Consider the following 22730-nt stretch of genomic DNA (forward strand, 5'->3'; position numbering starts at 1 on the left):
GGTGCGGTTCATCTTTATCTGGCCAAGGTTAATCTCATGCTCAAATCCCCACTGTTGCCCCGTTTCGGGGATCTGGTCGTTGCCATTGTTGACGATGTGCTCGGTCAGGGTCTTACCCTCGACCGCGCTTATGCCCGTCACTTCTCCGGCATCGAACTCAAACCGCAAGAACAGGCAAGGATTGCCCTGGTCACCGGCGACCTGCTGCGCCGTCTCAGCCTCTATTGTTTCCTCACCGGTATTCAGGTGCGTCAGGCCGAAAAGAATGTCTGGCCGCTGCTGCACAGCTGGCATGCCTTCCACAAAATTGCCCAGCCCAACCACCCGACCCTGGATCGCTTCAATGAAGAGGCATTCCGCCGCCGTCTGACCGAGGCGAAGAAGAACCCGGTATTGATGGATGGTTGCCCGAGCTGGCTGGAGAAACTGGGTAGCGAGCAGCTGGGTGAAGCCTGGCCTGCCGAGCGTGCCGCCCTGGCCTGGATGCCCAAGCGTTACCTGCGGGTCAACACCCTCAAGTGCACCCGTGATGAGCTGCAAGCCATGCTGGCCAAAGAGCATGTCACCACCATTCCGGTTGAAGGTGTGGAGACAGCCCTGCAGGTCACCTCTGACGCCGCCCTGTTCCGTACCAAGGCCTTTGCCGATGGTTGCTTCGAACAGCAGGACGCAGGCTCCCAGCTGGTTGCGGCAGCCCTTGAGGTTGCCCCAGGCATGCGCGTTATAGACGCCTGCGCCGGTGCCGGTGGCAAGACCCTGCATATCGCCGCCATGATGCAAGGCAAAGGCCGTTTGCTGGCAATGGATGTGGAAGAGTGGAAGCTGGAGAACCTCAAGCAACGCGCCCGTCGCGCCGGTGCCCACAACGTGGAGACCCGGGTCATCACCAGCAGCAAGACCGTCAAGCGCCTCAAAGAGAGCGCCGACCGTGTACTGCTGGACGTGCCCTGCTCCGGTCTGGGCGTCCTCAAGCGCAATCCGGATGCCAAGTGGCGTGATACCGCCGAGCGTCTGCCGGTGCTGGTCGCGCTGCAAGAAGAGATCCTGCAGCGTTACAGCCAGATGGTGAAAGTCGGCGGCCTGCTGGTCTATGCAACCTGCTCCATCCTGCCCGAGGAGAACCGCCAGCAGGTGGACAAGTTCCTCACCGCCAACGAAAACTTCCGTCTGCGTGACGATCACACCGTGAGCCCGTCCGAGACCGGCTTCGACGGCTTCTACATGGCTCGTATCGAACGGATCGCCTGATCCAGCGTGACCCACTCCTTGCGCCCTTAGCGCGCACGGCGGGTTTGATGAAAAAAGAGCGGCAGCCCTCGGGCTGCCGCTCTTTTTATTGATAAGGATCGCCGCGTCAGGACTCCAGCGCAGCAATCGCCTCTATCTCGATCTTCACATCCTTCGGCAAGCGGGCCACTTCTACGCAGGAGCGAGCCGGATACATGGCATCGTGCTCGGTGAAGAAGTCGTTGTAGACCTGATTCACCGCAGCAAAGTCGTTCAGATCCGAGACAAACACCGTGGTCTTGAAGATGTTGCGCACCTCGCCGCCTGCCGCCTCGACAATCGCCTGTACGTTTTGCAGGGAGCGCAGGGTCTGCGCTTCGATCCCTTCCGCAACGTCGCCGCTCACCGGGTCCAGCGGGATCTGACCGGAGGTGTAGAGGATGTTGCCAATCCGGGTGGCCTGCACATAGGGGCCGATGGCGCCCGGCGCCGCCTTGGTAGTGATAACCTGTCGCATCTGTTACTTCCTCGTGCTGACAAACAAAAAGTAGGCCCGGAGCAAACCTGCTCACTCCGGGCATGAGAGTTACATCATGTTGGTGAAGGTTCTGGAGATGACGTCCTGCTGCTGCTCGCAGGTCAGGGCGTTGAAGCGCACCGCATAACCGGAGACCCGGATGGTCAGGCTGGGGTACTTGTCCGGATTCTCGATGGCATCCAGCAGCATCTCGCGATTCATCACGTTGACGTTGAGGTGCTGACCCCCTTCTACATCCCGCTCATGGTGGAAGTAGCCATCCATCAACCCCACCAGATTGTTCTCACGATTGGCCGGCTCCTTGCCGAGCGCCCCCGGCACGATGGAGAAGGTGTAGGAGATCCCGTCCTTGGCGTATTTGAACGGCAGCTTGGCTACCGAGGCGAGCGAAGCAACCGCCCCCTTGCGATCCCGACCGTGCATCGGGTTGGCTCCCGGTGCAAACGGGGCACCGGCGCGGCGGCCATCAGGGGTGTTGCCAGTCTTCTGGCCATACACCACGTTGGAGGTGATGGTCAGGATCGACTGGGTCGGTACCGCATTGCGGTAGGTCGGCAGCGCCTGGATCTTCTTCATGAAGCGCTCGACCAGATCGCAGGCGATGGAGTCGGCTCGCTCGTCGTTGTTGCCGTACTGGGGATACTCCCCCTCAATCACGAAATCGACCGCCAGCCCGTCAGCATCGCGCACCGGCTTGACCCTGGCGTACTTGATGGCCGCCAGCGAATCGACCGCCACCGACAGACCGGCAATGCCGCAGGCCATGGTGCGATAGACGTCGCGATCGTGCAGCGCCATCAGGGAAGCCTCGTAGCTGTACTTGTCGTGCATGTAGTGAATAAGGTTGAGCGCGCTAATGTACTGCACCGCCAGCCAATCCATAAAGCTGTCGAGGCTGGCCATGACGGTCTCGTAATCCAGCACCTCGTCCATGATGGGCGCCACTTTCGGACCAACCTGGATCTTCAGCTTCTCGTCCACCCCGCCGTTGATGCAATAGAGCAGGGTCTTGGCCAGGTTGGCGCGTGCACCGAAGAACTGCATCTGCTTGCCGATCACCATGGGGCTCACGCAGCAGGCGATGGCGTAGTCATCGCTCTCGAAGTCGGTGCGCATCAGGTCATCGTTTTCATACTGCAGGGATGAGGTATCGATGGAGACGCGGGCCGCATAGGTCTTGAAGGCCCGCGGCAATCCTTCCGCCCAAAGGATGGTGAGGTTGGGCTCGGGCGCCGGCCCCATGGTCTTGAGGGTGTGGAGGTAACGGAAGGAGTTTTTGGTCACCAGAGTACGACCATCCAGCCCCATGCCACCAATCACCTCGGTGGCCCAAATGGGGTCGCCGGAGAAGAGGGAGTCAAACTCGGGGGTACGCAGGAAACGTACCATGCGGATCTTCATGATGAAGTGATCAACCAGCTCCTGGGCATCCTGCTCGCTGATAAGCCCCGCCTTAAGATCCCGCTCGATATAGATGTCGAGGAAGGTGGCGGTACGACCGAGGGACATGGCCCCGCCATTTTGCGACTTCACCGCTGCCAGATAGGCAAAGTAGAGCCACTGCACTGCCTGCTGCGCCGTGCGTGCTGGCCCTGAGATATCGAAGCCGTAGTTGGCAGCCATCTGCTTGATCTGCACCAGTGCCCGCTTGTGCTCTGCCAGCTCCTCGCGCTGACGGATCACCTGCTCCAGCTGCTCTCCACGCTCGAGCGCCGGTTGCAGATCGGCGAACTGCTGCTCCCGCTCACGGATAAGATAATCTATGCCATAAAGCGCGATCCGACGATAATCTCCGATAATGCGACCACGGCCGTAACCATCCGGCAAACCGGTCAAAATCCCTGATTTTCGGCAGCGCAACATCTCGGGAGAGTAGACGTCGAACACGCCCTGGTTATGGGTTTTGCGCAATTCGCTGAAGGTATATTCAAATTCGGGATCCATCTCCCGGCCATATGCTTCAAAAGAGCTGCGGATCATATTTACGCCGCCAAATGGGTGCAGTGCTCTTTTAAGGGGCTTGTCGGTTTGCAGGCCAACAATCTTTTCCAGCCCTTGCTCGATATAACCCGGCCCGTGGGCAGTAATGGTCGTGGCAATATTGGTATCAAAATCGACCGGTGCGTGGGTAGCGTTCTCGATACGGATCCCCTCCATCACCTTGTTCCACAAAGTGGTGGTCGCTTCTGTGGCATCCGCTAAAAACTGTTCGTCACCTTCATAGGGGGTGTAGTTCTGCTGGATAAAATCACGGACGTTGATCTCGTGCTTCCAGTTTTCACCGGCAAACCCTTGCCATGCCAGGCGGAATTTATCCTGATCCAATTGCATATCAACTTTCATCAAATAAACCTCATTCACTACTCATGACACTACAGTGGAATATGTCAGACGCACTCGGCCTGACGAATCTGCTGCCCAAGACGAATGGCATCCAGCGCGATCATTTTCTCTTCATTGGTGGGAATAACCGCCGCCAGTACCATGGATTCTGCCGCCGAAATTACCCGGCAGCCCTCGCTATTGGGACGCTGGTTAAACGGCTCGCTGATCGCTACGCCAAATACCTGAAGTCGTTCGCATACCAGCTTTCTGATAAAGGCCGAGTTCTCGCCGATCCCGCCGGTGAAAATAACGGCATCCAGCCGGCGCAATGAGGTGGCATGACCGCCGATATGGCGGGCAATACGATGGACAAAAACGTGAATGGCCAATTTTGCCCCGGGATGTCCTTCGTGATAGGCAGCTTCCAATACCCGCATATCGGAGGAGAGCCCCGAAATACCCAGCAGACCGGACTGCTTGTTCAATACCCGCTCGATATCCTCGATGGATTGACCCGTCTTGCTGGCGATATAGGCCAGCGCGCCAAAATCGATATCGCCGCTTCGGCTGCCCATGATCAACCCTTCCAGCGGCGTCATCCCCATCGAGGTATCAACGCTCTTGCCATCCTGTACCGCGCAAATAGAGGCGCCATTGCCCAGATGGGCGATAACCAGACCGGCATGCTGCTCATCCAGCCCCATAAATACGCAGGCCTGCTCGGCCACATAGCGATGGGAGGTGCCATGGAAGCCATAGCGGCGCACGCCGTAATCCTGCAAATATTGGTAAGGCAGCCCATAGATATAAGCTTCCGGCTTCAGGGTCTGGTGAAAGCCGGTATCAAATACCGCAATTTGGGGCTGGTTGGGAAATAGCTGGCGGGCGGCCATCACGCCACATAAATTGGCGTGATTGTGCAGGGGAGCCAAAGGTGACACCTGCTTGATTTTGGCCAATACATGTTCATCAATGATCACGGCTTCACTAAATTCACTACCACCATGAGCAATTCGATGACCAACCAGTGCAATGGCATCCAGCAGATCCCGTTTTTTCAACTCCGCCGCGATGGCAGCCAATGCACAGGTGTGGTTATTTTCAGGTAATGACATTGCGGGCTCTTTACCCACTTGCAATTGGGGATGGGCTGTCTCAATACCATCAGCCATACCGAATATCACCACCTCGCAGGTTTTACTGTCCAGTACCGAGAATTTGACCGACGAAGAGCCGCAATTGATAACCAGAATCAACGAATCAAACTTCATTACATCGCCTCGATATTTATGATGTCGAGTCACTGCAGTCAGAACATATTTACCACTGAGTGTGGTGGCCAAATCACGGATAGCCTTGCCCTGGGCCCACATAATTGTGGCCAACCAAGAACAGGTTATTGCGCACTTCTGACTGCGCCATGCAGACCCCGCCAGGGGGGCCTGAATGGCTGATGACTTGCAGAAAAGCTTTTCAGAACAGCTTGGAAACTATATTCAGGATGGTCAGCACACCGATGATGGTGACAAACAGGTTGCTGGCCTGACCTTTATATTTTGCCAGTGCCGGTGTCTTGCTCACCGCATACATAGGCAGCAGACAGAGCAGGGAAGCGATGATTGGCGCCCCCATTGCCTCAATCAGGTCGAGGATGTTGGGGTTCACATAAGCGACCAGCCAGGTGGAGCCCATGATGAACAACATACTGACCATATTGAGTTTTTTACTGGAAACCTTGCTTTTGTCGCCCTGATAGCCAAAGCGGAGGATAAGACCATTCAACCCTTCCAGCGTCCCCAGATAGTGGCCGAAGAAGGATTTGAAGATGGCAACCAGCGCAATGATGGACGCCGCATACTCCAGAGTGGTGGCAAACGCAGACTTGCTGCCCGTCATTGAGGAGAAGTGGTTGGCCAGATAGGAGAGCACCGGAATATTCTGGGCTTTGGCTTCCGCCATATTTTGCGGTGACAGGGTAAAGAGGCAGCTGAAGGCAAAGAACATCACCACGGCCACCATCAGCATGCTGGCACCGGAGATAATCTTCGAGCAGCGCTTTTCGGTAAAATCACGACCGAACTCCTGCTCATACTCTTCCCGTTTGGAGACAATGAAAGAGGAGACAATCGGCGAGAAGTTGAAGGAGAAGACCATGATGGAGATCCCCAGCCAGACGGTGACCAGAATACCATCGTGACCAAACATCGATATCTCGCTCAGATTGACCTGATCAAAGACGGCACTGTTCCAGTACGGGACGAGGGAGAGAGAGATAACGATCAGACTGGCAATAAAGGGAAAGACCAGATAGCTCATCACCTTGACCATCAGATCTTTACCGAAGTAGATCACGAATGCCATCAACATCAACAATGCCAGTGCAACCACACCTCGATTAAGCGGAACCAACTGTAGTTGATGCTCCCAAAATGCCATAAAGGTATTGGTGATCGTCACACCATATATCCACAGCAGTGGGCAGATGGCAAAGAAATAGAGGAAGGTAATTACCACTCCACCCATCTTGCCAAAATGCTCTTCGACGGTTTCGGTGATATTGGCTGAAGGATTACTGCCGGAAAGACATAATCTGGCCAACGCCCTGTGACAATAAAATGCAATGGGGTAAGCCAGCACCAGCATGATTAATATTGGGATCAGGCCACCATATCCGGCCCGGATTGGAAAGAACAAGACCCCCGCCCCGATAGCAGTACCGAACAGACCTAATCCCCATGTGGTATCCGATTTACGCCATGCACGCGTATTCTCTTTACTGCCGGTGACAACACTGTCTAATATCATGACTGCATTCCTTACAGGCTAAATTGACGAATATTGTTCTGTTCGATAATTTCGGCGATCCGGGTCAGATCAATATTGCCACCCGAAATAATGCTGACGGTCTTTTTACCTTCGACATAATGTTTCAGCTTGCCGCTGAGCAGCGCTGCCGAGGCCAGAGCTCCCGCCCCTTCGGTAATCACCTTGTTGCGTTGAATAAGGTCAACCATGCTATGACGAATATCCTCCTCGGTGACCAGTACAATATCATCCACCAATTGTTTGACGATTTCGAAGGTCAGTGAACCGGGTCTTGCCACATCACAGCCATCGGCCAGCGTGCTGCTGGTTCTGTGATTGGTCATGGTACCGGCATAGAAAGAGGCCGCCATACCGTGCACATTCTCGGATTGCACACCAATCACCTTGATGGTCGGATTAATAGATTTGATAGCCATGGCAACACCGGCAATCAAACCACCGCCACCGATCGGTACTATGATGTTATCGACATCATACAAATCTTCGATAATTTCCAGGCCAATGGTGCCCTGGCCGGCAATCACTTTTGCATCGTCAAAGGGGGGGATAAATACGCGGCCTTCCATCTCCACGATTTCGCTGACTTTGGCAATGGTGTCATTGAAGCTATTTCCATGGAGGATCACTTTGGCTGAATAGTCACTGGTTGCAGCAATTTTTGATTTGGGGGCACAACAAGGCATGACCACCTTGGCATCAATTCCCAGCATGGCACTGGAGAGTGATACACCTTGGGCATGATTGCCCGCCGAGCAGGCGACAACACCTTTTTGTCGGTCTTCCAGACTTAATGAACTGAGTTTGTTGAAGGCACCACGAATTTTAAAAGAGCCTGTACGTTGCATGTTTTCAAGCTTGAGGTAAACCTCGCCATGGCAACGTTCGCTGATGTAGTTAGAGGGTAGTTGCGCGGTCTTGTATATATGATTGGTCAGTCTTTTTTTGGCTTCAGTAATATCATGAAGACCAATGGGCAGATTGCTATACATCTTCATCGCAAATCTCTTTTTATTTATTAATTTGTAGGGTTTTATTTCACAGGGCGAAGCGATACTAGGTTCTATCACTTGCAATTAATGTGAGCATAAACACAAAAAAATCTACAAAGAGACTGCGTTACGGTGAAATTATCAAAAAATGTGATGGCAGCAACACTTGAATCCAAATGGATTAAAAAAAGTAATCATATATTGGCAAACAATATAATTAACAACTCCAAAACAAAGCCGTAAAGATTAGATTTTTCAGGGCAATTGCGTTGCTTTTTGCAACCGGCAATCAGTTGCTTGCCTGCCAGAACCGGGACAATAAAAAAGGGAGCCTATATAGCTCCCTCTCGACAACACAGAACCGATTACTCGGCTGCAGCATCATCTTTCTTGTACTTGGCAGCAGTCTCTTTGATCAGAGCCTGCAACTCGCCGGCCTGGAACATCTCGATCATGATGTCACAGCCACCGATCAGCTCACCTTCAACCCACAGTTGGGGGAAGGTCGGCCAGTTGGCGAATTTTGGCAATTCGGCGCGGATATCCGGATTTTGCAGGATATCAACGTAGGCAAACGGCTCGCCGCAGGACATCAGAGCCTGGGAGGCCTGGGCAGAGAAGCCACAGCTGGGTAGCTTGGGGGAGCCCTTCATGTAGATGATGATGGGGTTGTCAGCCAGCTGCTGCTTGATCTTTTCAATAGTTTCCATAGGTGCCTCACTAGAGCGATTTCGGCGGCCATTCTACTGCAATCTTGCCCGAGCACAAACTGACAAAGGGGTGACCCGGCTCGAATTGCGCAAAGAACCCACACAGGATTGATCGCGATCATGGCGCCAATCAAGAGTTGTTAGGCCATCTTTGATACTGCTACAATCCCTTGGCTTTGGGCTACCCAGCCCCATCATTTTAAAAACAACTCTTTTCACATATAGAAAAGAGTACGCAATGTCTTGCAACCGTCGCCTTCGCACGGTCCAGCCAATGGAGAGTAGAAAATGGCATTCGAACTTCCCGCTCTGCCCTATGCAATCAACGCTCTGGAACCGCACATCTCCCAGGAAACTCTGGAATATCACCACGGCAAGCACCACAACACCTACGTGGTCAACCTGAACAATCTGGTGCCGGGTACCGAGTTTGAAGGCAAGTCTCTGGAAGAGATCATCAAGACCTCCAACGGCGGCATCTTCAACAACGCCGCCCAGATCTGGAACCACACCTTCTACTGGCACTGCCTCTCCCCGAATGGCGGTGGCGAGCCAACTGGCGCCCTGGCTGAGGCCATCAACAAGGCATTCGGCTCCTTCGCCGAGTTCAAAGATGCCTTCACCAAATCAGCCATCGGCAACTTCGGTTCCAGCTGGACTTGGCTGGTGAAGAAAGCTGACGGCTCTCTGGCTATCGTCAACACCTCCAACGCAGGCTGCCCGCTGACTGAAGCCGGTACCACCCCGCTGCTGACCGTTGACCTGTGGGAGCACGCCTACTACATCGACTTCCGCAACCTGCGTCCGAAGTACATGGAAACCTTCTGGGCTCTGGTTAACTGGGAATTCGTGGCCAAGAATTTGGCTGCCTAATCAGCCTCGCTTGCCAAAACGCCCCGCACTGCGGGGCGTTTTTTTATCTCGATATGGCTGCGAAAATGAATAAGGCGCCCGCAGGCGCCTTTTACATATCGAGATGACCCGCTTACTGGTCCAGCTCGTCCATATATTCATCCAGATTGGCATCGTCGGCCTGCTCTTGCTGAGACGCTTTCAGCTCGGTCTGCTTGCCCGTCACCTTGCCCTGGTTATATTGCAGGTAGAAGTCCTTGGTCAGCGCATAAGGATCGAGGGAGTTGTCGATGATCCGCTCCTGATCGATAAGCTTGGCACGTGTGCCCAAGCCATCCAGTGCCCAGTGTGCAACCTTCATCGGGAAGGTTAACAGGGCATAGGGGAAGTAGAAGCTGTCAATCGCATCACCAACCAGCTCCCGGGTGGTAGTCGGGCCGTAGACAGGCACCATGATGTAGGCACCATTACCGATATCGGCCCTGCCCAGCACTGTGTCCATCTCCAGCTTGTTGCGCTCGAGGCCGGCATGTTTGGCCACATCGAAGATACCCAGCAGACCGACCGTGGTGTTGAGGGTAAAGCGCCCTAGGTTGGTGCCCGCCCCCTTCAAATCACCGGTGATCAGATGGTTCACCATGCTGCTTGGCTCATCAAAGTTGGCAACAAAGTTGGCAATGCCATCCTTCACCCCTACCGGAATGTAGCGGGCATAGGCATGTACCACAGGACGTGCCACATAGGGTTCCAGCACATCATAGTTGACCGCCCACATGGCCCGGTTGGCCCCCTGGAAGGGGTCGCGCGGATCGGCCGCCGTACTGGTGGCACCCGGATTATTCATGCCGGAATTGAGATCCAGGCTCTCTGGGCCAGGCTTGGGCGGGCCCCCGGCACAGCCAGCCAGCAAGAGGGCTGCCAGTATGGCTCCTGAACGAAGATACATATGATTGTCCTGACGTTTTATTTTGATTTATCAGAAGTATAGATAACCCGGCCCCCATCCAGGGGCCGGGTTATCCAAAGGCATATTAGAGGGCGTGATCGATGCGGATGTCAATCGGAGCAGCAGGGATCTCTGCCGTCTTGACCGGCACGGATACTCCTTCGAAGGCTCCTTCCTTGTTCATCACATTGCCACCGCGCGAGAGACGCGCCTTGAACTGCAGCTCCGGATAGGCCGCCAGCTTGCTGCCTTCCATCATAGCATCGCCATCCCCGAGTGACAGGGTAACAGGCAGGGTTGGCCCTGCGATACGCTTCACGGCGATGGGCATGGGCGGCCCGTTGGGCACCACAGCAAAGACGAAGAGATGGGCATCTTCCGGCATCTGAATGCCCGCCGCCAACGTGACGTGGATGGGGAATTCCCCCTCCTTCACCGCGAGCGGTTGTCCCTCAACTGCGCCCGCTTTGGCTGCGCCTGAATTCGTCACCTCGATGCCGCGCTGCTTGAGCTGCGCGCGGGCATACTCCATGGAGCGCTCGACCATCACGTAACGGGGGGTACCTTTCTCCATCAGTGGCAACATCGCCTGCCAGCGAGCCAGCGCGGTCTGGAAGTCCTCTTTTTGCAGCGCCATAAAGGCATAGACAGAGCGCGCCTCGATATTGTCCGGATCCTGCGCGATAGCAGCTTGCAACAGGGCATCCGCTTGCGCCTCATCCCCCGTCATCATCAGCGCCTGCGCGTAGGGCACCGCCACCAGCGACTTCTGGGGAGCAAGCGTGTAGGCCCGCTCCAGTGCCTCGCTGGCCATCTCGGGATCATTGCCATCCAGCGCCAAGCGTCCCAGCAGCAACCAGCCGCGGTAGTCATTCGGTTCATCCTTGAGGCGGGTACGCAGTGCCAGGGTGAAGTCCAGCAGATCCTGCTCGGTCACCTGGGCATCGCGTTCCACCAGAATGCGGTTGCTCAGCTCGCCAAGACGGCTGCTGGCATCTTGCCAGCGACTCACCTCTTGCCAGGAGCCCAACTTGTAGTAGAGCCCCAGACTCACCACCAACAGCACCAGCACACCCGGGATCCAGATCAGACTCTTGCCACTGCGGGCAGTCTGCTCCACATCAGGGATATCATCCAAGAGACTTCGTTGCAGCTCGACCAGCGAGTCGGACTCCTCAGCCAGGACACCCTGCTCGCGCTCTTCGCCAATCTCCAGCAGCCGCTGGCGATAGAGCTGTTTGTTGAGCGCCGAGCGACTGATGCTCTGTTTGCCTTCACCACGCCACAGCGGCACGACGAGCGCCAGACTCACCAGCACCAGCAAGCCCGCAATAACTATCCAAAAAGCGGTCATTGTTTCTCTTCCTCTTTGAGCAGCTCGGCCAGTCGGCGCTGCTCCTCCTCGCTCAAGGCGTTATCCAGTTGTTTTTTCACCGCAGGGGGTCGGCGGCTGCGCATCACGACCACGGCGCCACCGATCAGGATCACCAGCAGCGGGCCGAGCCAGAGGATCAGGGTGGAGGCCATCAGGGGCGGGTTATAGAGGATAAAGTTGCCGTAGCGGGCCACCATGTAATCCACGATCTCCTCTTTATCCTTACCCTCGCGCACCATCTGGTAGGTCTTGTCGCGCAAGTCCTTGGCCAGCCCCGCATTGGAGTCGGCGATATCCTGGTTCTGACACTTGGGGCAACGCAGCTCCTTGGTCAGTTCGCGAAAGACCTGCTCCTGATTGTCGTTGTCGAAGGTGTAGACATCGATAGCGGCCATGGCCGGCGCTTGCACCACCCATCCCAGCAACAGCAGCAGGGAAGCAATAAATACTCTCATCAAGACTCCCCTCACTTCATGGCATCAAAGATGGGTTTGAGGGTCGACGCCCAGTTCTCGGGGTTGATATCCCCCACGTGGCGATACCGGATGATCCCCTTGCTGTCGATAAAGAAGGTCTCCGGCGCGCCATATACCCCGAGGTCCAGCCCCAGCATGCCGTCCGGATCATAGAGGTTGACCTGATAGGGGTTGCCTAGCTCCGCCAGCCATTTGATCGCCTTGTCGCGCTCATCCTTGTAGTTCATGCCGATGATGGGAATACCCTGCCCCGCCAGCTGTTTGAGGTAGGTGTGCTCGCCATAGCAGGTCGGGCACCAGGTGGCCCAGACGTTGAGCAACATGGGGCGACCGGTCAGGATGGTGCGATCGTGCTGTTTGCCTAGATCGTAAATGTCCTGCAGGGTGAACACCGGCACCTCTTTGCCCACCATCACCGATTCGAGTTTGGTCGGATCGGAGTAAAGTCCCTTGAACAGGAACACCGCCCCCAGCAAAAAGACGATAAAGGGGATTAAAAACAACCAGGTCTTTTTGTTCATGCCTTGGCCTCCTCCTCACGACGGCCGAAACGGTAACGCTTGTCCAGCATCGCCAGCACGCCACCAATGGCCATAAAGACGCCGCCGAACCAGATCCAGCGCACGAACGGCTTGTAGTAGATCCGCACCGCCCAGGCTCCGTTGTCGAGCTGTTCCCCCAGCGCCGCATATAGATCGCGGGTGATACCGGCATCGATGGCCGCTTCGGTCATCGGCATCCGGCTCACCTTGTACATCCGCTTCTCGGGCTTGAGCAGGGCGACCTGCTCGCCATTGCGGTGCACTTCCAGCACGCCCTTGAAGCCATCGTAGTTGGGGCCGTTCTTCTCCTTGATCCCGGCAAAGACGAACTCGTAATCGGCAAAGTGCACCCGATCACCCGCCTGCATCCGCAGATCCTTCTCGATGCTGTAGTTCTGGGTGCAGGCGATACCTATGATGCTGACTGCCAACCCCACATGGCCGAGGATCATGGCCCAGTGGCTGTTGCCAAGCTTGCGCACACCGACTGCAAAGCTGTGCTTGTGGGTCGCTCGCGCCCAGGTCTCCTGCACGCTGGTGACGATGATCCAGGCACCCAGCCCAATCCCGACCGCCGCCCATGGCTTGAAGGTTTCGGCAAAGAGCAGCGGCAACAGCAAGGCTGCGGCCAGACTCAGCACCAGTGCCACGACCACCTTGCTTTTGAGTTCCCCCAGCTTCTGACGACGCCAGCGAAACAGCGGGCCAATCCCCAGCAGCAGGGCAAACGGGATGATCAGCCAGCTGTAGATGTGGTTGAAGAAGGGAGTACCGATGGAAATGCTCCCCAGCCCCAGCTCCTTGTGCACCAGCGGCAGCAAGGTACCGAGCAGCACGGTCAGCAGACCTGCAACCAGCATGATGTTGTTGCAAAGCAGCAGGGTCTCGCGGCTCCACAGCTCGTGTTTGCCGTGGCTCTTCACCTGCGAGCCTTTAAAGGCAAACAGCAGCAAGGATGAACCGATCACCGCCAGCAGGAAGCCGAGAATAAACAGACCGCGGGTCGGGTCGGAGGCAAACGCATGGACCGACACCAGCACGCCGGAGCGCACCAGGAAGGTACCCAGCAGGCTCAACGAGAAGGCTGACAGGGCCAGCAGCACGGTCCACGCCTTGAAGGTGGCGCGCTTCTCGCTCACCGCCAGCGAGTGCAGCAGAGCGGTACCCGCCAGCCAAGGCATAAACGAGGCGTTTTCTACCGGATCCCAGAACCACCAGCCGCCCCAACCGAGCTCGTAGTAGGCCCACCAGGAGCCGAGCACGATGCCGAGGGTCAGGAATACCCAGGCAGCCATGGTCCAGGGGCGCGACCAGCGAGCCCAGGTCGCATCGAGACGGCCGGTCATCAGCGAAGCAATGGCAAAAGCAAACGCCACCGAGAAACCCACATAACCCATGTAGAGCATCGGCGGATGGAAGATAAGACCCGGATCCTGCAGCAGCGGATTGAGGTCACGACCATCTACCGGGAAATAGGGCAAGGTGCGGGTGAAGGGATCGGAGGTGAACAGCACGAAGGCAGTGAAGCCGACCGAGATCAGCCCCAACACGCCGAGTACCCGCGCGACAGCATCGAGCGGCAGACGGCGACTGAACATGGCCACCGCCGCAGTCCAGCCACCCAGGGTCAGTACCCACAGCAGCAAGGAACCTTCGTGGGCGCCCCATACGGCGGAAATGCGATAGGCGAGCGGCAGCAGGCTGTTGGAGTTAGTGGCCACATACTGCACGGTGAAATCGTTGTCGATAAAGGCCCAGGTCAGGCAGAGAAACGACAGCAGCAGCAACAAAAACTGGGCATAGGCGAGCGGGCGGGCCGCCGACATCATGCCAAGACGCCCCCAGCTGGCACCAAGCAGCGGGTAGCTGCCCAGCAGCAGGGCGGTGGCAAAGGCCAGGATCAGCGCAAACTGACCTAATTCCGGGATCATGAAGGCATTCCTTTCAATTGAACGGTGACAACAGCCGCACCACGCACGGCAGGCAAAGCGGAAAAGGCAAACACCAGAGGGATCACTGCTTGGCTCCCTTCAACTGCGCCTCGGTATACTCCGGCTTGAAGTGCATGCCGTTGGTGGCATCGGCCACTTCCGGCGGCATATAGTTCTCATCGTGCTTGGCCAGCACCTCGAACGCCTCTACGGTCGTGGCATCCTTGAGGGTGCCCTGGGCAACAATCCCCTGCCCTTCACGGAACAGATCCGGCAGGATGCCGTCAAACTCGACCTTCACCAGATGACCGCCGTTATCCACCAGCTTGAAGGCAACCTTGAGGCTCTGGGGATCCCGCTGTACCGATCCCGGCACGACCAACCCACCGATGCGCAGGCGCTGCCCCTCTTCCGGCTTGACCTTGTCCGGCCCCTTCCCCTCCACCAGCTCGCTCGGGGTATAGAAGAGGTCGATATTCTGACTGAGGGCGTAGAGCACCAGCCCGCTTACGGTCGCCAGACCCAGGGTGATGGCCAGAATGATGGTGAGGCGTTTTTTGCGTCTCGGGTTCATAGGGTGTTCTCCATCTGCTGGGCCGCCTTGCGACGGGCCTCACGCGCCTGTTTGCTGCGCAACTCGGCGAGCAGGCTGCGGGTTTTCATGCGGGTAGAAATGATGATGCCGACCAGACACACCAGCGTCAGGCCAAAAGAGAGCCAGACATAGAAGGCGTAACCGCCCATCGCCATAAAATCACTGAAAGAGGCAAAGTGCATGCTTACTTCTCCTGCTCTGCAATCTCTTTGACCCAGGGGCGATGCCACTCCCGCATCAGGAGTTCATTGCGAAAACGCATCAGGGTCAGGGCCCCGAGAAATGCGGCAAACGCCAGGATCATGATCAGCAGCGGCCAGAGCATCTCGGGTGAAATGGAGGGTTTGTCAAATTTGGTGATGGTGGCCCCCTGATGCAAGGTGTTCCACCACTCCACCGAGTAGTGAATGATGGGCAGGTTGATCACCCCAACCAGTGCCAGAATGCCGGCCGCACGGCCAGCGACCACCTTGTCGCTGAAGGCGTTGTAGAGGGCTATCACGCCGAGGTAGAGAAACAGAAGTATCAGCTCAGAGGTGAGCCGCGCATCCCACACCCACCAGGTTCCCCACATCGGCTTGCCCCAGGCGGCACCGGTAAAGAGGGCAATAAAGGTAAATACGGCGCCGACCGGCGCAATGGCTGCAACCGTCATGTCCGCCATCCGCAATTGCCACACCAGGCCGATAAAGGCGGCCACCGCCATGGTGGAGTAGGCCCCCATGGAGAGAATGGCGGAAGGCACGTGGATATAGATGATCCGGAACGAATCTCCCTGCTGGTAATCTGCTGGCGCAAACGCGAGGCCCCAGACAGTACCGATCACAAACGAGAGCAGACTAATCACCGCAAACCAGGGCAACAGCGTGCCTGCCAGCTGATAGGCATGCTCCGGTTTGGCATAAGGGTGCAACCATTTCCACATAGCTCACAAAACCTTTTTGTTATTAATCGTTTGGCGAGGCCTACCATACCGACCACAGGGCAGCATCAAATACCCCGAAAGCAATAAGCGGCACTCTCCTTGATCCATCGCAACATTATTTTTTGCAAAAAGACTCCGTTCGGAGCCAAATCCGGTTCAGCTCACGGCCATCAGTTGAGGCTGACCCGCAACGCCGCCGACACAGCCAGCGGCGTCAGTGTCAAAGCCCCCACCAGCATGGCGGCCAGAATGGCAAGCTGCCCGCCATAGGGCAAGCTCATCCCCGCGGCATCGATGGCTGAGGTGGCAAAAATCAGTACCGGAATATAGAGCGGCAGGATCAGCAGACTGAGCAGAACCCCGCCTTTGCGCAATCCCACCGTCAACGCGACCCCGACCGCGCCGAGCAGACTCAATACAGGAGTGCCAAGTGCCAGCGTCGCGACGACAGCCAGATAAGTGTTCATATCCAGCGACAGCAAAATCGCCAGCAAAGGAGAGATCAGCAGCAGCGGCAAGCCTGTCAGCAGCCAGTGAGCGACCACTTTCGCCAGCGCCAGCAAGCCCAGCGGGTGCGGCATCAGCATCATCTGCTCCAGCGCGCCATCGGCAAAGTCGTCGCGAAACAGTCGCTCCAGCGACAACATGGCCGCCAATAGCGCTGCCACCCAGATAATCCCCGGGGCAATACGGGCCAGCAGTTTGGGCTCCGGGCCAATGCCTAACGGAAACAGGGTGATGACGATGAGGAAAAACCAGAGCGGATTGAGAATATCGGAACGCTGGCGCAGAGCCATCAGCAGTTCACGGTGAATAAGATGCATAACAGCGCGCAACATGGCGTTACTCCTGCAATGTCGAGGCGAAGGGGGTCAACGAGATAGTCTTCAGCCGTCCCTGCATCAGGGTCAGATCCTGATGGGTGGTGAGGATCACCATGCCGCCCCGTTCGGCGTGGGCCAGAAAAAGCTGCTCGAGCACCTTGACCCCTTGCTTGTCGATGGCGGTAAAGGGCTCATCGAGGATCCAGAGTGCCGGTTTCTGTGACAGCCATAGTCTGGCCAGGGCCACCCGGCGTTGCTGACCGGCAGAAAGTTGCCCGGTCGGGTTCTCTTCAAATCCAGCCAGCCCTACCCGGGCCAATATCTGCCACAAGTCAGTCTCTGTTTGCTGCGGGTGATGTAACTGCTGGTAGAATTTCAGGTTTTCAAAAGGGGTCAGCGCCGCTTTGACACCGGGCTGATGGCCGAGATAGAGCAGATTGGCATGATACTCATCACGACAGTGACGAATATTCTCCCCATTCCAGCACACCTCACCGGCAAACGGTTGCGACAGCCCGATCAACAGCCGCAACAGGCTGGTCTTGCCGACCCCGTTGGGCCCTTCAATTTGCACCAGATCGCCGGGCGCAACAGAGAAAGAGAAGAGTTCAAACAGAGTGCGATCTTCGCGCACGCAGCTCAGATTGTTAACTTGAAGCAGCATGGGGATTTTTTCAGAGAAAATGAAGCGGTCTGCATCTTAACACAGTATTGGAATACGTCTTTTCAAAGATGCAACAATTGAACTGACTGGCGACCGGTATCACAAAGAAAATGCGGTAGAAACCATCCGCTCAACGCAGCTGGGGGGCAAGCGGCTGCACGACATAAAATTCAGGAAGGCAATTGCCTTCCTGAATCATCAAGAGCGACCTTTTCGCAACGATATCAAGAGCTCAGCCTCTGCCTTTGGCAACTCGCACTCACTCATGACTTCATCAAGATCGGCGCCTAGTTCGACCATCTTTGCCGCTCGGCTGTAGAGCCTGCGTTCGGGGTCCTGCATGGTCAGCTCTTGCTGGCGCTCATTGACCTGCTGCATCGCCCCTTCCACCGACTGCAGACGCTGCCCCATGCCAATAGCGCCGGTATGGAGTTCCATCATCTGCTTGCGCAAGCTTTCCAACTGACCTTGCAGGGTTGCCACACTGGCCTCGGACTCCTGCTTGCTGCGCTTGCTCTTGAACCAGATATAAGAGGCAAACGCCAAGGCAATCAGGGACATCCCCAAGGCAACCATCTCGATTATCAAAACATCACCTTACTTATCAGAGGGAACCGATATCTTCCCACTCTTCATCGGAGAGCAGCTTGTTCAAGTCAACCAGGATCAGCAGTTGCCCATCACGGTTGCTCACCCCCTGAATAAACTTGGCGCTCTCTTCTGTACCGACCGCAGGTGCCGCATCGATTTCGGAAGAGCGCAGATAAACCACTTCTGCCACGCTGTCGACCATGATGCCAATCACCTGCTTCTCGGCCTCGATGATCACGATCCTGGAGTTTTCACTCACATCACCGGAAGGCAGACCGAAGCGGGAACGGGTATCGATGACAGTCACCACATTGCCACGCAGGTTGATGATCCCCAGTACGTACTCAGGCGCACCCGGCACCGGTGCAATTTCGGTGTAGCGCAACACCTCCTGAACCTGCATCACATTGATGCCGTAGGTTTCGTTTTCCAGTTGGAAGGTTACCCATTGCAGCACTTCATCTTCGGCCAGATTCTGTGCAATATTGCGCTTTTCTGTCATGTTTTTATTCCTTTTATGAAAACGTCTACTGCTAAAACTAGCAATAAAACAGCTCGATTGCAGAAGTTATCAGCGACCTTCTATGTTAACCCCACGCTCCAGCAACAGGAGCAGTTCGCGGACGTGTAACAGGGCACACATTTTTTCTTTGACCATGCCCGCCAACCAGGGGCGCTTGCCCTCCTGATGGCGCCATTTCACTTGGTCACGGTGTAACAATTCAGTCCCTTTGAGATGATGGCAGGCTAATCCCCACGGCGATTCACCAAGCATAATCAGATACTTGTAATCATCCATCTCGAGATGCTGACCCGGCATGACCCACTGGGCAGTATCGACCACATTCATCTTCTGCTCGCGAGAGGTCATGATCCCCTTGTACCAGCCAGGCTGGCCAAACAGGGAGGTGATTTCACCCAGCTGATGAATACCACCCAGCTCGGTCAACGGCACCGCAAACGTCACGCCCGCGACTTCAAAGAAAAGGGCCTGAAACTCTTTACCGGTATCAATATTTTCCCAGGCAACAGGTTCACAGGCCTCTACCGGAGCAACCTCCAGCGCCGTTTCGGTCAGGATAGTAGTATGGGGCTCCGCAACCTCGGGAAGCAGAACCTCCGCAGGCCATTCAGGCTCCACCGGCAGCAGTGAATCCTCCGCCACAATCTCCAGCGGAGCGGTGAGAGTCGCTTCCTGGGTGAAGGCGTCATTCTCAAACTGGACTTGTCCCACCTGAGCCAATAGCTCACCGAGCTGGGCAAGCCGTGGATCGCTTTCAAGGTAAGGTGCGGCGACTACCTCAGGGACGCTTTGGGGCTGACGTTGCAACTGTAAAACAGGGGCAGATTGAACCTCTTCCACCTCATCCAGCACCAGTGGCTCATCGAGCAGCAGTGAGTGGAAATAGTCATCCATCGCCCGAACTTGAATGGTATCTCTCATGCCGTCACCTCATGAACCCGTTGCCGCTCAAGGGCATCAAGATGATTGAGCAGCGTTTCATATGCATAGGTTCCACGACTCCCGGGAGAATAGATAGACGGGGGGATATGCAGCAAGCTGGCATCCCGAAACTTGGTATCAATAGGGATCACCGCATTCCATACTGAATCCCCATATTGATCCTTGATCGACTTCAAGGTCATCAGAGAGGCACGGGTGCGCTTGTCGAACATGGTCGGGATCACGGTATAGCGGAACTTGTCACGCTTGGAACGCTGCATGATCTCGAATGTTTTCATCATCCGCTCCAACCCCTTGAGGGCCAGAAATTCGGTCTGGACAGGCACCAGAATGCGATCGCAGGCAGCCAGCGCGTTGACCATCATCACCCCCAGCACTGGCGGGCAATCGATCAGCACGTAATCATATTGATCCTGAATGCGCAGCAGTGCCCGCTTCAGTACCAGTCCCATCCCCTCACGATTGCCCATCACCCGATCAAGGGTCGCCAAAGTAATAGATGCTGGCAGTAAGTTGATATTTTCGAACTTGGTCTTGAGCGTCAGTTTATTGACAAGCTCGGCTGTCGGTTTGACAGCTTGAAACAACTCATAGAGGGTTCCATCCAGGCGATCTGAATCAAAATCAAGATATGCAGTCAGCGAAGCATGGGGGTCGGTATCAATCAACAGCACCCGCTGGCCACGCTGGGCCAGGATCCCCGCAAGCGAGACCACTGTGGTGGTTTTACCCACACCACCTTTCTGGTTGGCAACCGTCCAAACAATCACTGTATCAATCCTGCCTTGTTGTTATGCGTATGCCACCACCGGGCAAGGTGATCACCTTTATCTCTCCTGCATCCACCGCCTGCTGTACAGCAGGAACCGGTTCAGCAACTACCGTCGGTGTTGCAACCACAGGTGCCGGCGGCACCCAAGCAAATTTGGAGATAGCGACCACAACCTTGCGATTCTGCAGTCTGCCCTGCTCGCTGCTGTTGTCAGCAAAGGGGGAAAACTCGCCATATGCCTCGAACGCCAGACGCTGGGGGGCGATCCCATCAGCAATCAAGCCATTGAGTACCGCTTCGGCCCGAGCAGCAGAAAGCGCCCAGTTAGAACGATAAATTTCATTATTTATCTGTTGGTTATCGGTATAACCCCGAACCCTTACATAGTTATCGACCGGTTTGAGAATACTTGAAAGAGTATTAATGACCGGTGCAGCGTTTGGTCCCAAAAAGGCACTGCCGCTGCCAAACAACAAGCCGGAACTGAGTTCAACCGTCAGCCAATTCTCATCTTGCGTCAGTTTGACGATACCGGCATCCACCAGCGAGCCCATGCTCTGCTGCAACTGCATATCGAGTTTTGCAAGTGTCGCGCCATCTTGCAGCACTGGCACACCAGAAATAGGAGCAAGTGAAGGAGAGAGGGATGCTGGGCTTTCCAGCAACGATGGAGAGGCAGATACCGGGTTATCCAGCAGGGAATTACCCTGCCCTTCAAGCAAGCCATTGCCGCCAGACTGCATGACACTGAACGCCTGGCTCATACCATCAATCACCGCGCGATACTTGTCCTTGTTCACCAGCGCAACAGAGTAGAGCACCACGAACAATGCAAAGATCAGCGTCATATAATCGGCATAGGAGACCAGCCAGCGGTCAAGATGCTCGCGACCCTGCAAGTGCAACCGATAGCGCTTGCGCATGGCTACTCTCCTTTCAAATAGGCCCTGAGCCGGCGTTCAACCTGCAAGCCGTTTTCACCATGGGCGATAGCCAGCAGCCCTTCCAGGGTCATCTCCTGAAAGAGTGCGTAGTGATAGTGAAATGCACGTAGCCGGTTGGCGATAGGCAGGTAGATGAGGTTGGCAAACCCCACTCCATAGATGGTTGCCACAAATGCCACTGCGATCCCCGCCCCCAGTGCTGACGGGTCTTCGAGATGAAACATGGCCTGGATCAGGCCCAGCACGGCACCGATGATCCCGATGGTCGGACTGTACCCCCCCATGGCTTCAAATACCCTGGCGGCATGTTCATTGCGCTCCTGCTCGATATCGATGTCCGCTTCCAGCAGCATACGGATATCCTCTGTGGAGACCCCATCGACAATCATGCCGAGCCCTTGACGGGTAAAGTTGTCTTCCTCCTGCTCGGCCTGATTTTCAAGGGCAAGCAGCCCTTGCTGGCGCGCAAAGACGGCCCATGACTGCAATCGTTCGGCCTGCGTCGCAAGATCTTGGTGGGGAGGGGTAAAAATCCATAATAGCTGGCGCAACGCCAGCAGGATGTACTTGGCTGGAGTCTGCAACGTGACGGCACCAACGGTACCACCCAGCACGATCAAAAAAGCGGGGCCGTCCACCAGCGTCAACAGGGAGCCGCCATGCCACAGTTGCGCAATGGCAATAGCCCCCAATGCCAGGAGCAGACCGAGCAAGCCCATAATTAGCGCCCCAACTCAACCAGAATACGCTGGGCCACCTTGTCCAGAGGGAGTGATTCGCTGGCAATCCCCGCTTTGGCTACTGCTTGCGGCATACCATATACCACGCAGGAAGCCTCATCCTGAGCCCAGATGGTTGATCCCTGCTCTTTCAGCAGTCTGGCGCCATCACGGCCATCTGCGCCCATACCGGTCAGCACAATCGCCAGTACCTTGTCGGCATAGGTTTTGGCCGCAGAGGCAAAGGTGATGTCCACACAAGGCTTGTAATTTACCTTGTCGTTGCCATCCACGATGCGAATGCGGGCCCCTGCACCACGACCTTCCAGCAGCATCTGTTTGCCACCTGGAGCAAGATAGGCATGCCCTGGTTTAAGCACATCGCCATCTTCCGCTTCCTTGACGCCAATCTGGCATAACCCGTTGAGACGAGCAGCAAACGCGGCAGTAAAAGTGGCTGGCATATGCTGGATAAGCAGGATGGGATGGGGAAA

At 55.9% G+C, this 22730-nt stretch carries 25 protein-coding genes; 2 read left to right on the forward strand and 23 right to left on the reverse strand.

From position 1 onward, the window contains the following. Positions 1-36 precede the first annotated feature (36 nt). Positions 37-1248, forward strand: coding sequence for an RsmB/NOP family class I SAM-dependent RNA methyltransferase (locus DBR30_RS13200; RefSeq protein ID WP_108541335.1), 1212 nt, complete (start codon positions 37-39; stop codon positions 1246-1248). A gap of 106 nt (positions 1249-1354) precedes the next feature. Here the strand turns inward: DBR30_RS13200 and DBR30_RS13205 are convergent, their stop codons facing one another. The 6 genes from DBR30_RS13205 to DBR30_RS13230 all read right to left on the reverse strand — a co-directional run bounded on the left by DBR30_RS13205 (position 1355) and on the right by DBR30_RS13230 (position 8615). Continuing rightward, positions 1355-1744, reverse strand: coding sequence for a RidA family protein (locus DBR30_RS13205; protein WP_108541336.1), 390 nt, complete (start codon positions 1742-1744; stop codon positions 1355-1357). Positions 1745-1813: 69 nt separating this feature from the next. Further along, a complete protein-coding gene (gene pflB, locus DBR30_RS13210) occupies positions 1814-4108 on the reverse strand; it encodes a formate C-acetyltransferase (protein WP_108541337.1) in 2295 nt (764 codons plus the stop codon). Between the two features lie 44 nt (positions 4109-4152). Next, positions 4153-5433, reverse strand: coding sequence for a propionate kinase (gene tdcD / locus DBR30_RS13215; RefSeq protein ID WP_308810874.1), 1281 nt, complete (start codon positions 5431-5433; stop codon positions 4153-4155). A gap of 130 nt (positions 5434-5563) precedes the next feature. Next, positions 5564-6895 (reverse strand): threonine/serine transporter TdcC, encoded by a 1332-nt coding sequence (gene tdcC, locus DBR30_RS13220; protein ID WP_019444738.1) that lies wholly within the window; start codon positions 6893-6895, stop codon positions 5564-5566. An 11-nt stretch (positions 6896-6906) separates the two neighbouring features. Continuing rightward, positions 6907-7911 (reverse strand): bifunctional threonine ammonia-lyase/L-serine ammonia-lyase TdcB, encoded by a 1005-nt coding sequence (tdcB, locus tag DBR30_RS13225; RefSeq protein ID WP_100653290.1) that lies wholly within the window; start codon positions 7909-7911, stop codon positions 6907-6909. 359 nt (positions 7912-8270) lie between these two features. Then, positions 8271-8615: a Grx4 family monothiol glutaredoxin gene (locus tag DBR30_RS13230; RefSeq protein ID WP_005353650.1), complete on the reverse strand. Its 345-nt coding sequence runs from the start codon at positions 8613-8615 to the stop codon at positions 8271-8273. A gap of 288 nt (positions 8616-8903) precedes the next feature. On the opposite strand from DBR30_RS13230, the gene sodB reads away from it, so the two are divergent. Further along, positions 8904-9488 carry a superoxide dismutase [Fe] gene (gene sodB, locus DBR30_RS13235; protein ID WP_019444736.1) on the forward strand — a complete coding sequence of 195 codons (585 nt, stop codon included), beginning with the start codon at positions 8904-8906 and terminating at the stop codon, positions 9486-9488. Between the two features lie 112 nt (positions 9489-9600). Here the strand turns inward: sodB and DBR30_RS13240 are convergent, their stop codons facing one another. From DBR30_RS13240 to DBR30_RS22175, 17 genes are all read right to left on the reverse strand, one after another. After that, positions 9601-10413 (reverse strand): MlaA family lipoprotein, encoded by an 813-nt coding sequence (locus DBR30_RS13240; protein ID WP_181363574.1) that lies wholly within the window; start codon positions 10411-10413, stop codon positions 9601-9603. 85 nt (positions 10414-10498) lie between these two features. Continuing rightward, a complete protein-coding gene (gene ccmI / locus DBR30_RS13245) occupies positions 10499-11767 on the reverse strand; it encodes a c-type cytochrome biogenesis protein CcmI (RefSeq protein WP_019444735.1) in 1269 nt (422 codons plus the stop codon). Continuing rightward, the gene (locus DBR30_RS13250; RefSeq protein WP_017788562.1) at positions 11764-12243 is read right to left on the reverse strand and encodes a cytochrome c-type biogenesis protein; all 480 of its coding nucleotides are present in this window, start codon (positions 12241-12243) and stop codon (positions 11764-11766) included. The genes ccmI and DBR30_RS13250 overlap by 4 nt, the downstream gene beginning before the upstream one ends. 11 nt (positions 12244-12254) lie before the next feature. Then, a complete protein-coding gene (locus tag DBR30_RS13255; protein ID WP_108541339.1) occupies positions 12255-12785 on the reverse strand; it encodes a DsbE family thiol:disulfide interchange protein in 531 nt (176 codons plus the stop codon). After that, entirely contained in the window at positions 12782-14737 is a 1956-nt protein-coding gene (locus DBR30_RS13260; protein WP_108541340.1) for a heme lyase CcmF/NrfE family subunit, read from the reverse strand. The genes DBR30_RS13255 and DBR30_RS13260 overlap by 4 nt, the downstream gene beginning before the upstream one ends. Before the next feature lie 82 nt (positions 14738-14819). Next, entirely contained in the window at positions 14820-15311 is a 492-nt protein-coding gene (gene ccmE / locus DBR30_RS13265; RefSeq protein WP_108541341.1) for a cytochrome c maturation protein CcmE, read from the reverse strand. After that, positions 15308-15514 carry a heme exporter protein CcmD gene (gene ccmD, locus DBR30_RS13270; protein WP_005353657.1) on the reverse strand — a complete coding sequence of 69 codons (207 nt, stop codon included), beginning with the start codon at positions 15512-15514 and terminating at the stop codon, positions 15308-15310. The genes ccmE and ccmD overlap by 4 nt, the downstream gene beginning before the upstream one ends. A 2-nt stretch (positions 15515-15516) precedes the next feature. Then, positions 15517-16257, reverse strand: a complete 741-nt coding sequence (locus tag DBR30_RS13275; protein WP_108541342.1) for a heme ABC transporter permease — start codon at positions 16255-16257, stop codon at positions 15517-15519. Between the two features lie 170 nt (positions 16258-16427). Then, complete coding sequence (gene ccmB, locus DBR30_RS13280; protein WP_005353658.1) at positions 16428-17096, reverse strand: heme exporter protein CcmB; 669 nt, start codon at positions 17094-17096, stop codon at positions 16428-16430. A 4-nt stretch (positions 17097-17100) separates the two neighbouring features. After that, a complete protein-coding gene (gene ccmA, locus DBR30_RS13285) occupies positions 17101-17745 on the reverse strand; it encodes a cytochrome c biogenesis heme-transporting ATPase CcmA (RefSeq protein ID WP_108541343.1) in 645 nt (214 codons plus the stop codon). 198 nt (positions 17746-17943) lie between these two features. Continuing rightward, on the reverse strand, positions 17944-18321 hold the full coding sequence (locus DBR30_RS13290; RefSeq protein WP_005334692.1) for a DUF2802 domain-containing protein: 378 nt from the start codon (positions 18319-18321) through the stop codon (positions 17944-17946). 28 nt (positions 18322-18349) lie between these two features. Continuing rightward, positions 18350-18838, reverse strand: coding sequence for a chemotaxis protein CheW (locus tag DBR30_RS13295; protein ID WP_005298836.1), 489 nt, complete (start codon positions 18836-18838; stop codon positions 18350-18352). Between the two features lie 69 nt (positions 18839-18907). Continuing rightward, on the reverse strand, positions 18908-19780 hold the full coding sequence (locus DBR30_RS13300) for a chemotaxis protein CheW (protein ID WP_108541344.1): 873 nt from the start codon (positions 19778-19780) through the stop codon (positions 18908-18910). Then, complete coding sequence (locus DBR30_RS13305) at positions 19777-20571, reverse strand: ParA family protein (protein WP_005334696.1); 795 nt, start codon at positions 20569-20571, stop codon at positions 19777-19779. The genes DBR30_RS13300 and DBR30_RS13305 overlap by 4 nt, the downstream gene beginning before the upstream one ends. Positions 20572-20575: 4 nt before the next feature. Continuing rightward, the gene (locus tag DBR30_RS13310) at positions 20576-21496 is read right to left on the reverse strand and encodes a flagellar motor protein MotB (RefSeq protein WP_108588381.1); all 921 of its coding nucleotides are present in this window, start codon (positions 21494-21496) and stop codon (positions 20576-20578) included. A 2-nt stretch (positions 21497-21498) separates the two neighbouring features. Beyond that, positions 21499-22236, reverse strand: a complete 738-nt coding sequence (locus DBR30_RS13315; RefSeq protein WP_005334700.1) for a flagellar motor protein — start codon at positions 22234-22236, stop codon at positions 21499-21501. A gap of 2 nt (positions 22237-22238) precedes the next feature. Next, on the reverse strand, positions 22239-22730 hold a 492-nt coding region (locus DBR30_RS22175), incomplete at its 5' end, for a chemotaxis protein CheB (protein WP_308813273.1).

This window comes from Aeromonas sp. HMWF017, assembly GCF_003061465.1.
GTDB classification, from domain to species: Bacteria; Pseudomonadota; Gammaproteobacteria; order Enterobacterales; family Aeromonadaceae; genus Aeromonas; species Aeromonas veronii.

Excerpts from the sequence above, each read along its gene's own strand:
- tdcC (WP_019444738.1), bottom strand. The coding sequence starts at position 6,895 with ATGATATTAGACAGTGTTGTCACCGGCAGTAAAGAGAATACGCGTGCA.
- DBR30_RS13290 (WP_005334692.1), bottom strand. The coding sequence starts at position 18,321 with ATGGTTGCCTTGGGGATGTCCCTGATTGCCTTGGCGTTTGCCTCTTAT.
- DBR30_RS13255 (WP_108541339.1), bottom strand. The coding sequence starts at position 12,785 with ATGAACAAAAAGACCTGGTTGTTTTTAATCCCCTTTATCGTCTTTTTG.
- DBR30_RS13240 (WP_181363574.1), bottom strand. The coding sequence starts at position 10,413 with ATGTATCTTCGTTCAGGAGCCATACTGGCAGCCCTCTTGCTGGCTGGC.
- pflB (WP_108541337.1), bottom strand. The coding sequence starts at position 4,108 with ATGAAAGTTGATATGCAATTGGATCAGGATAAATTCCGCCTGGCATGG.
- DBR30_RS13200 (WP_108541335.1), top strand. The coding sequence starts at position 37 with ATGCTCAAATCCCCACTGTTGCCCCGTTTCGGGGATCTGGTCGTTGCC.
- ccmI (WP_019444735.1), bottom strand. The coding sequence starts at position 11,767 with ATGACCGCTTTTTGGATAGTTATTGCGGGCTTGCTGGTGCTGGTGAGT.
- DBR30_RS13315 (WP_005334700.1), bottom strand. The coding sequence starts at position 22,236 with ATGGGCTTGCTCGGTCTGCTCCTGGCATTGGGGGCTATTGCCATTGCG.
- DBR30_RS13205 (WP_108541336.1), bottom strand. The coding sequence starts at position 1,744 with ATGCGACAGGTTATCACTACCAAGGCGGCGCCGGGCGCCATCGGCCCC.
- DBR30_RS13300 (WP_108541344.1), bottom strand. The coding sequence starts at position 19,780 with ATGAGAGATACCATTCAAGTTCGGGCGATGGATGACTATTTCCACTCA.
- DBR30_RS13310 (WP_108588381.1), bottom strand. The coding sequence starts at position 21,496 with ATGCGCAAGCGCTATCGGTTGCACTTGCAGGGTCGCGAGCATCTTGAC.
- tdcB (WP_100653290.1), bottom strand. The coding sequence starts at position 7,911 with ATGAAGATGTATAGCAATCTGCCCATTGGTCTTCATGATATTACTGAA.
- DBR30_RS13230 (WP_005353650.1), bottom strand. The coding sequence starts at position 8,615 with ATGGAAACTATTGAAAAGATCAAGCAGCAGCTGGCTGACAACCCCATC.
- sodB (WP_019444736.1), top strand. The coding sequence starts at position 8,904 with ATGGCATTCGAACTTCCCGCTCTGCCCTATGCAATCAACGCTCTGGAA.
- DBR30_RS13260 (WP_108541340.1), bottom strand. The coding sequence starts at position 14,737 with ATGATCCCGGAATTAGGTCAGTTTGCGCTGATCCTGGCCTTTGCCACC.
- ccmB (WP_005353658.1), bottom strand. The coding sequence starts at position 17,096 with ATGTTGCGCGCTGTTATGCATCTTATTCACCGTGAACTGCTGATGGCT.
- ccmA (WP_108541343.1), bottom strand. The coding sequence starts at position 17,745 with ATGCTGCTTCAAGTTAACAATCTGAGCTGCGTGCGCGAAGATCGCACT.
- DBR30_RS13250 (WP_017788562.1), bottom strand. The coding sequence starts at position 12,243 with ATGAGAGTATTTATTGCTTCCCTGCTGCTGTTGCTGGGATGGGTGGTG.
- DBR30_RS13295 (WP_005298836.1), bottom strand. The coding sequence starts at position 18,838 with ATGACAGAAAAGCGCAATATTGCACAGAATCTGGCCGAAGATGAAGTG.
- ccmE (WP_108541341.1), bottom strand. The coding sequence starts at position 15,311 with ATGAACCCGAGACGCAAAAAACGCCTCACCATCATTCTGGCCATCACC.
- ccmD (WP_005353657.1), bottom strand. The coding sequence starts at position 15,514 with ATGCACTTTGCCTCTTTCAGTGATTTTATGGCGATGGGCGGTTACGCC.
- DBR30_RS13275 (WP_108541342.1), bottom strand. The coding sequence starts at position 16,257 with ATGTGGAAATGGTTGCACCCTTATGCCAAACCGGAGCATGCCTATCAG.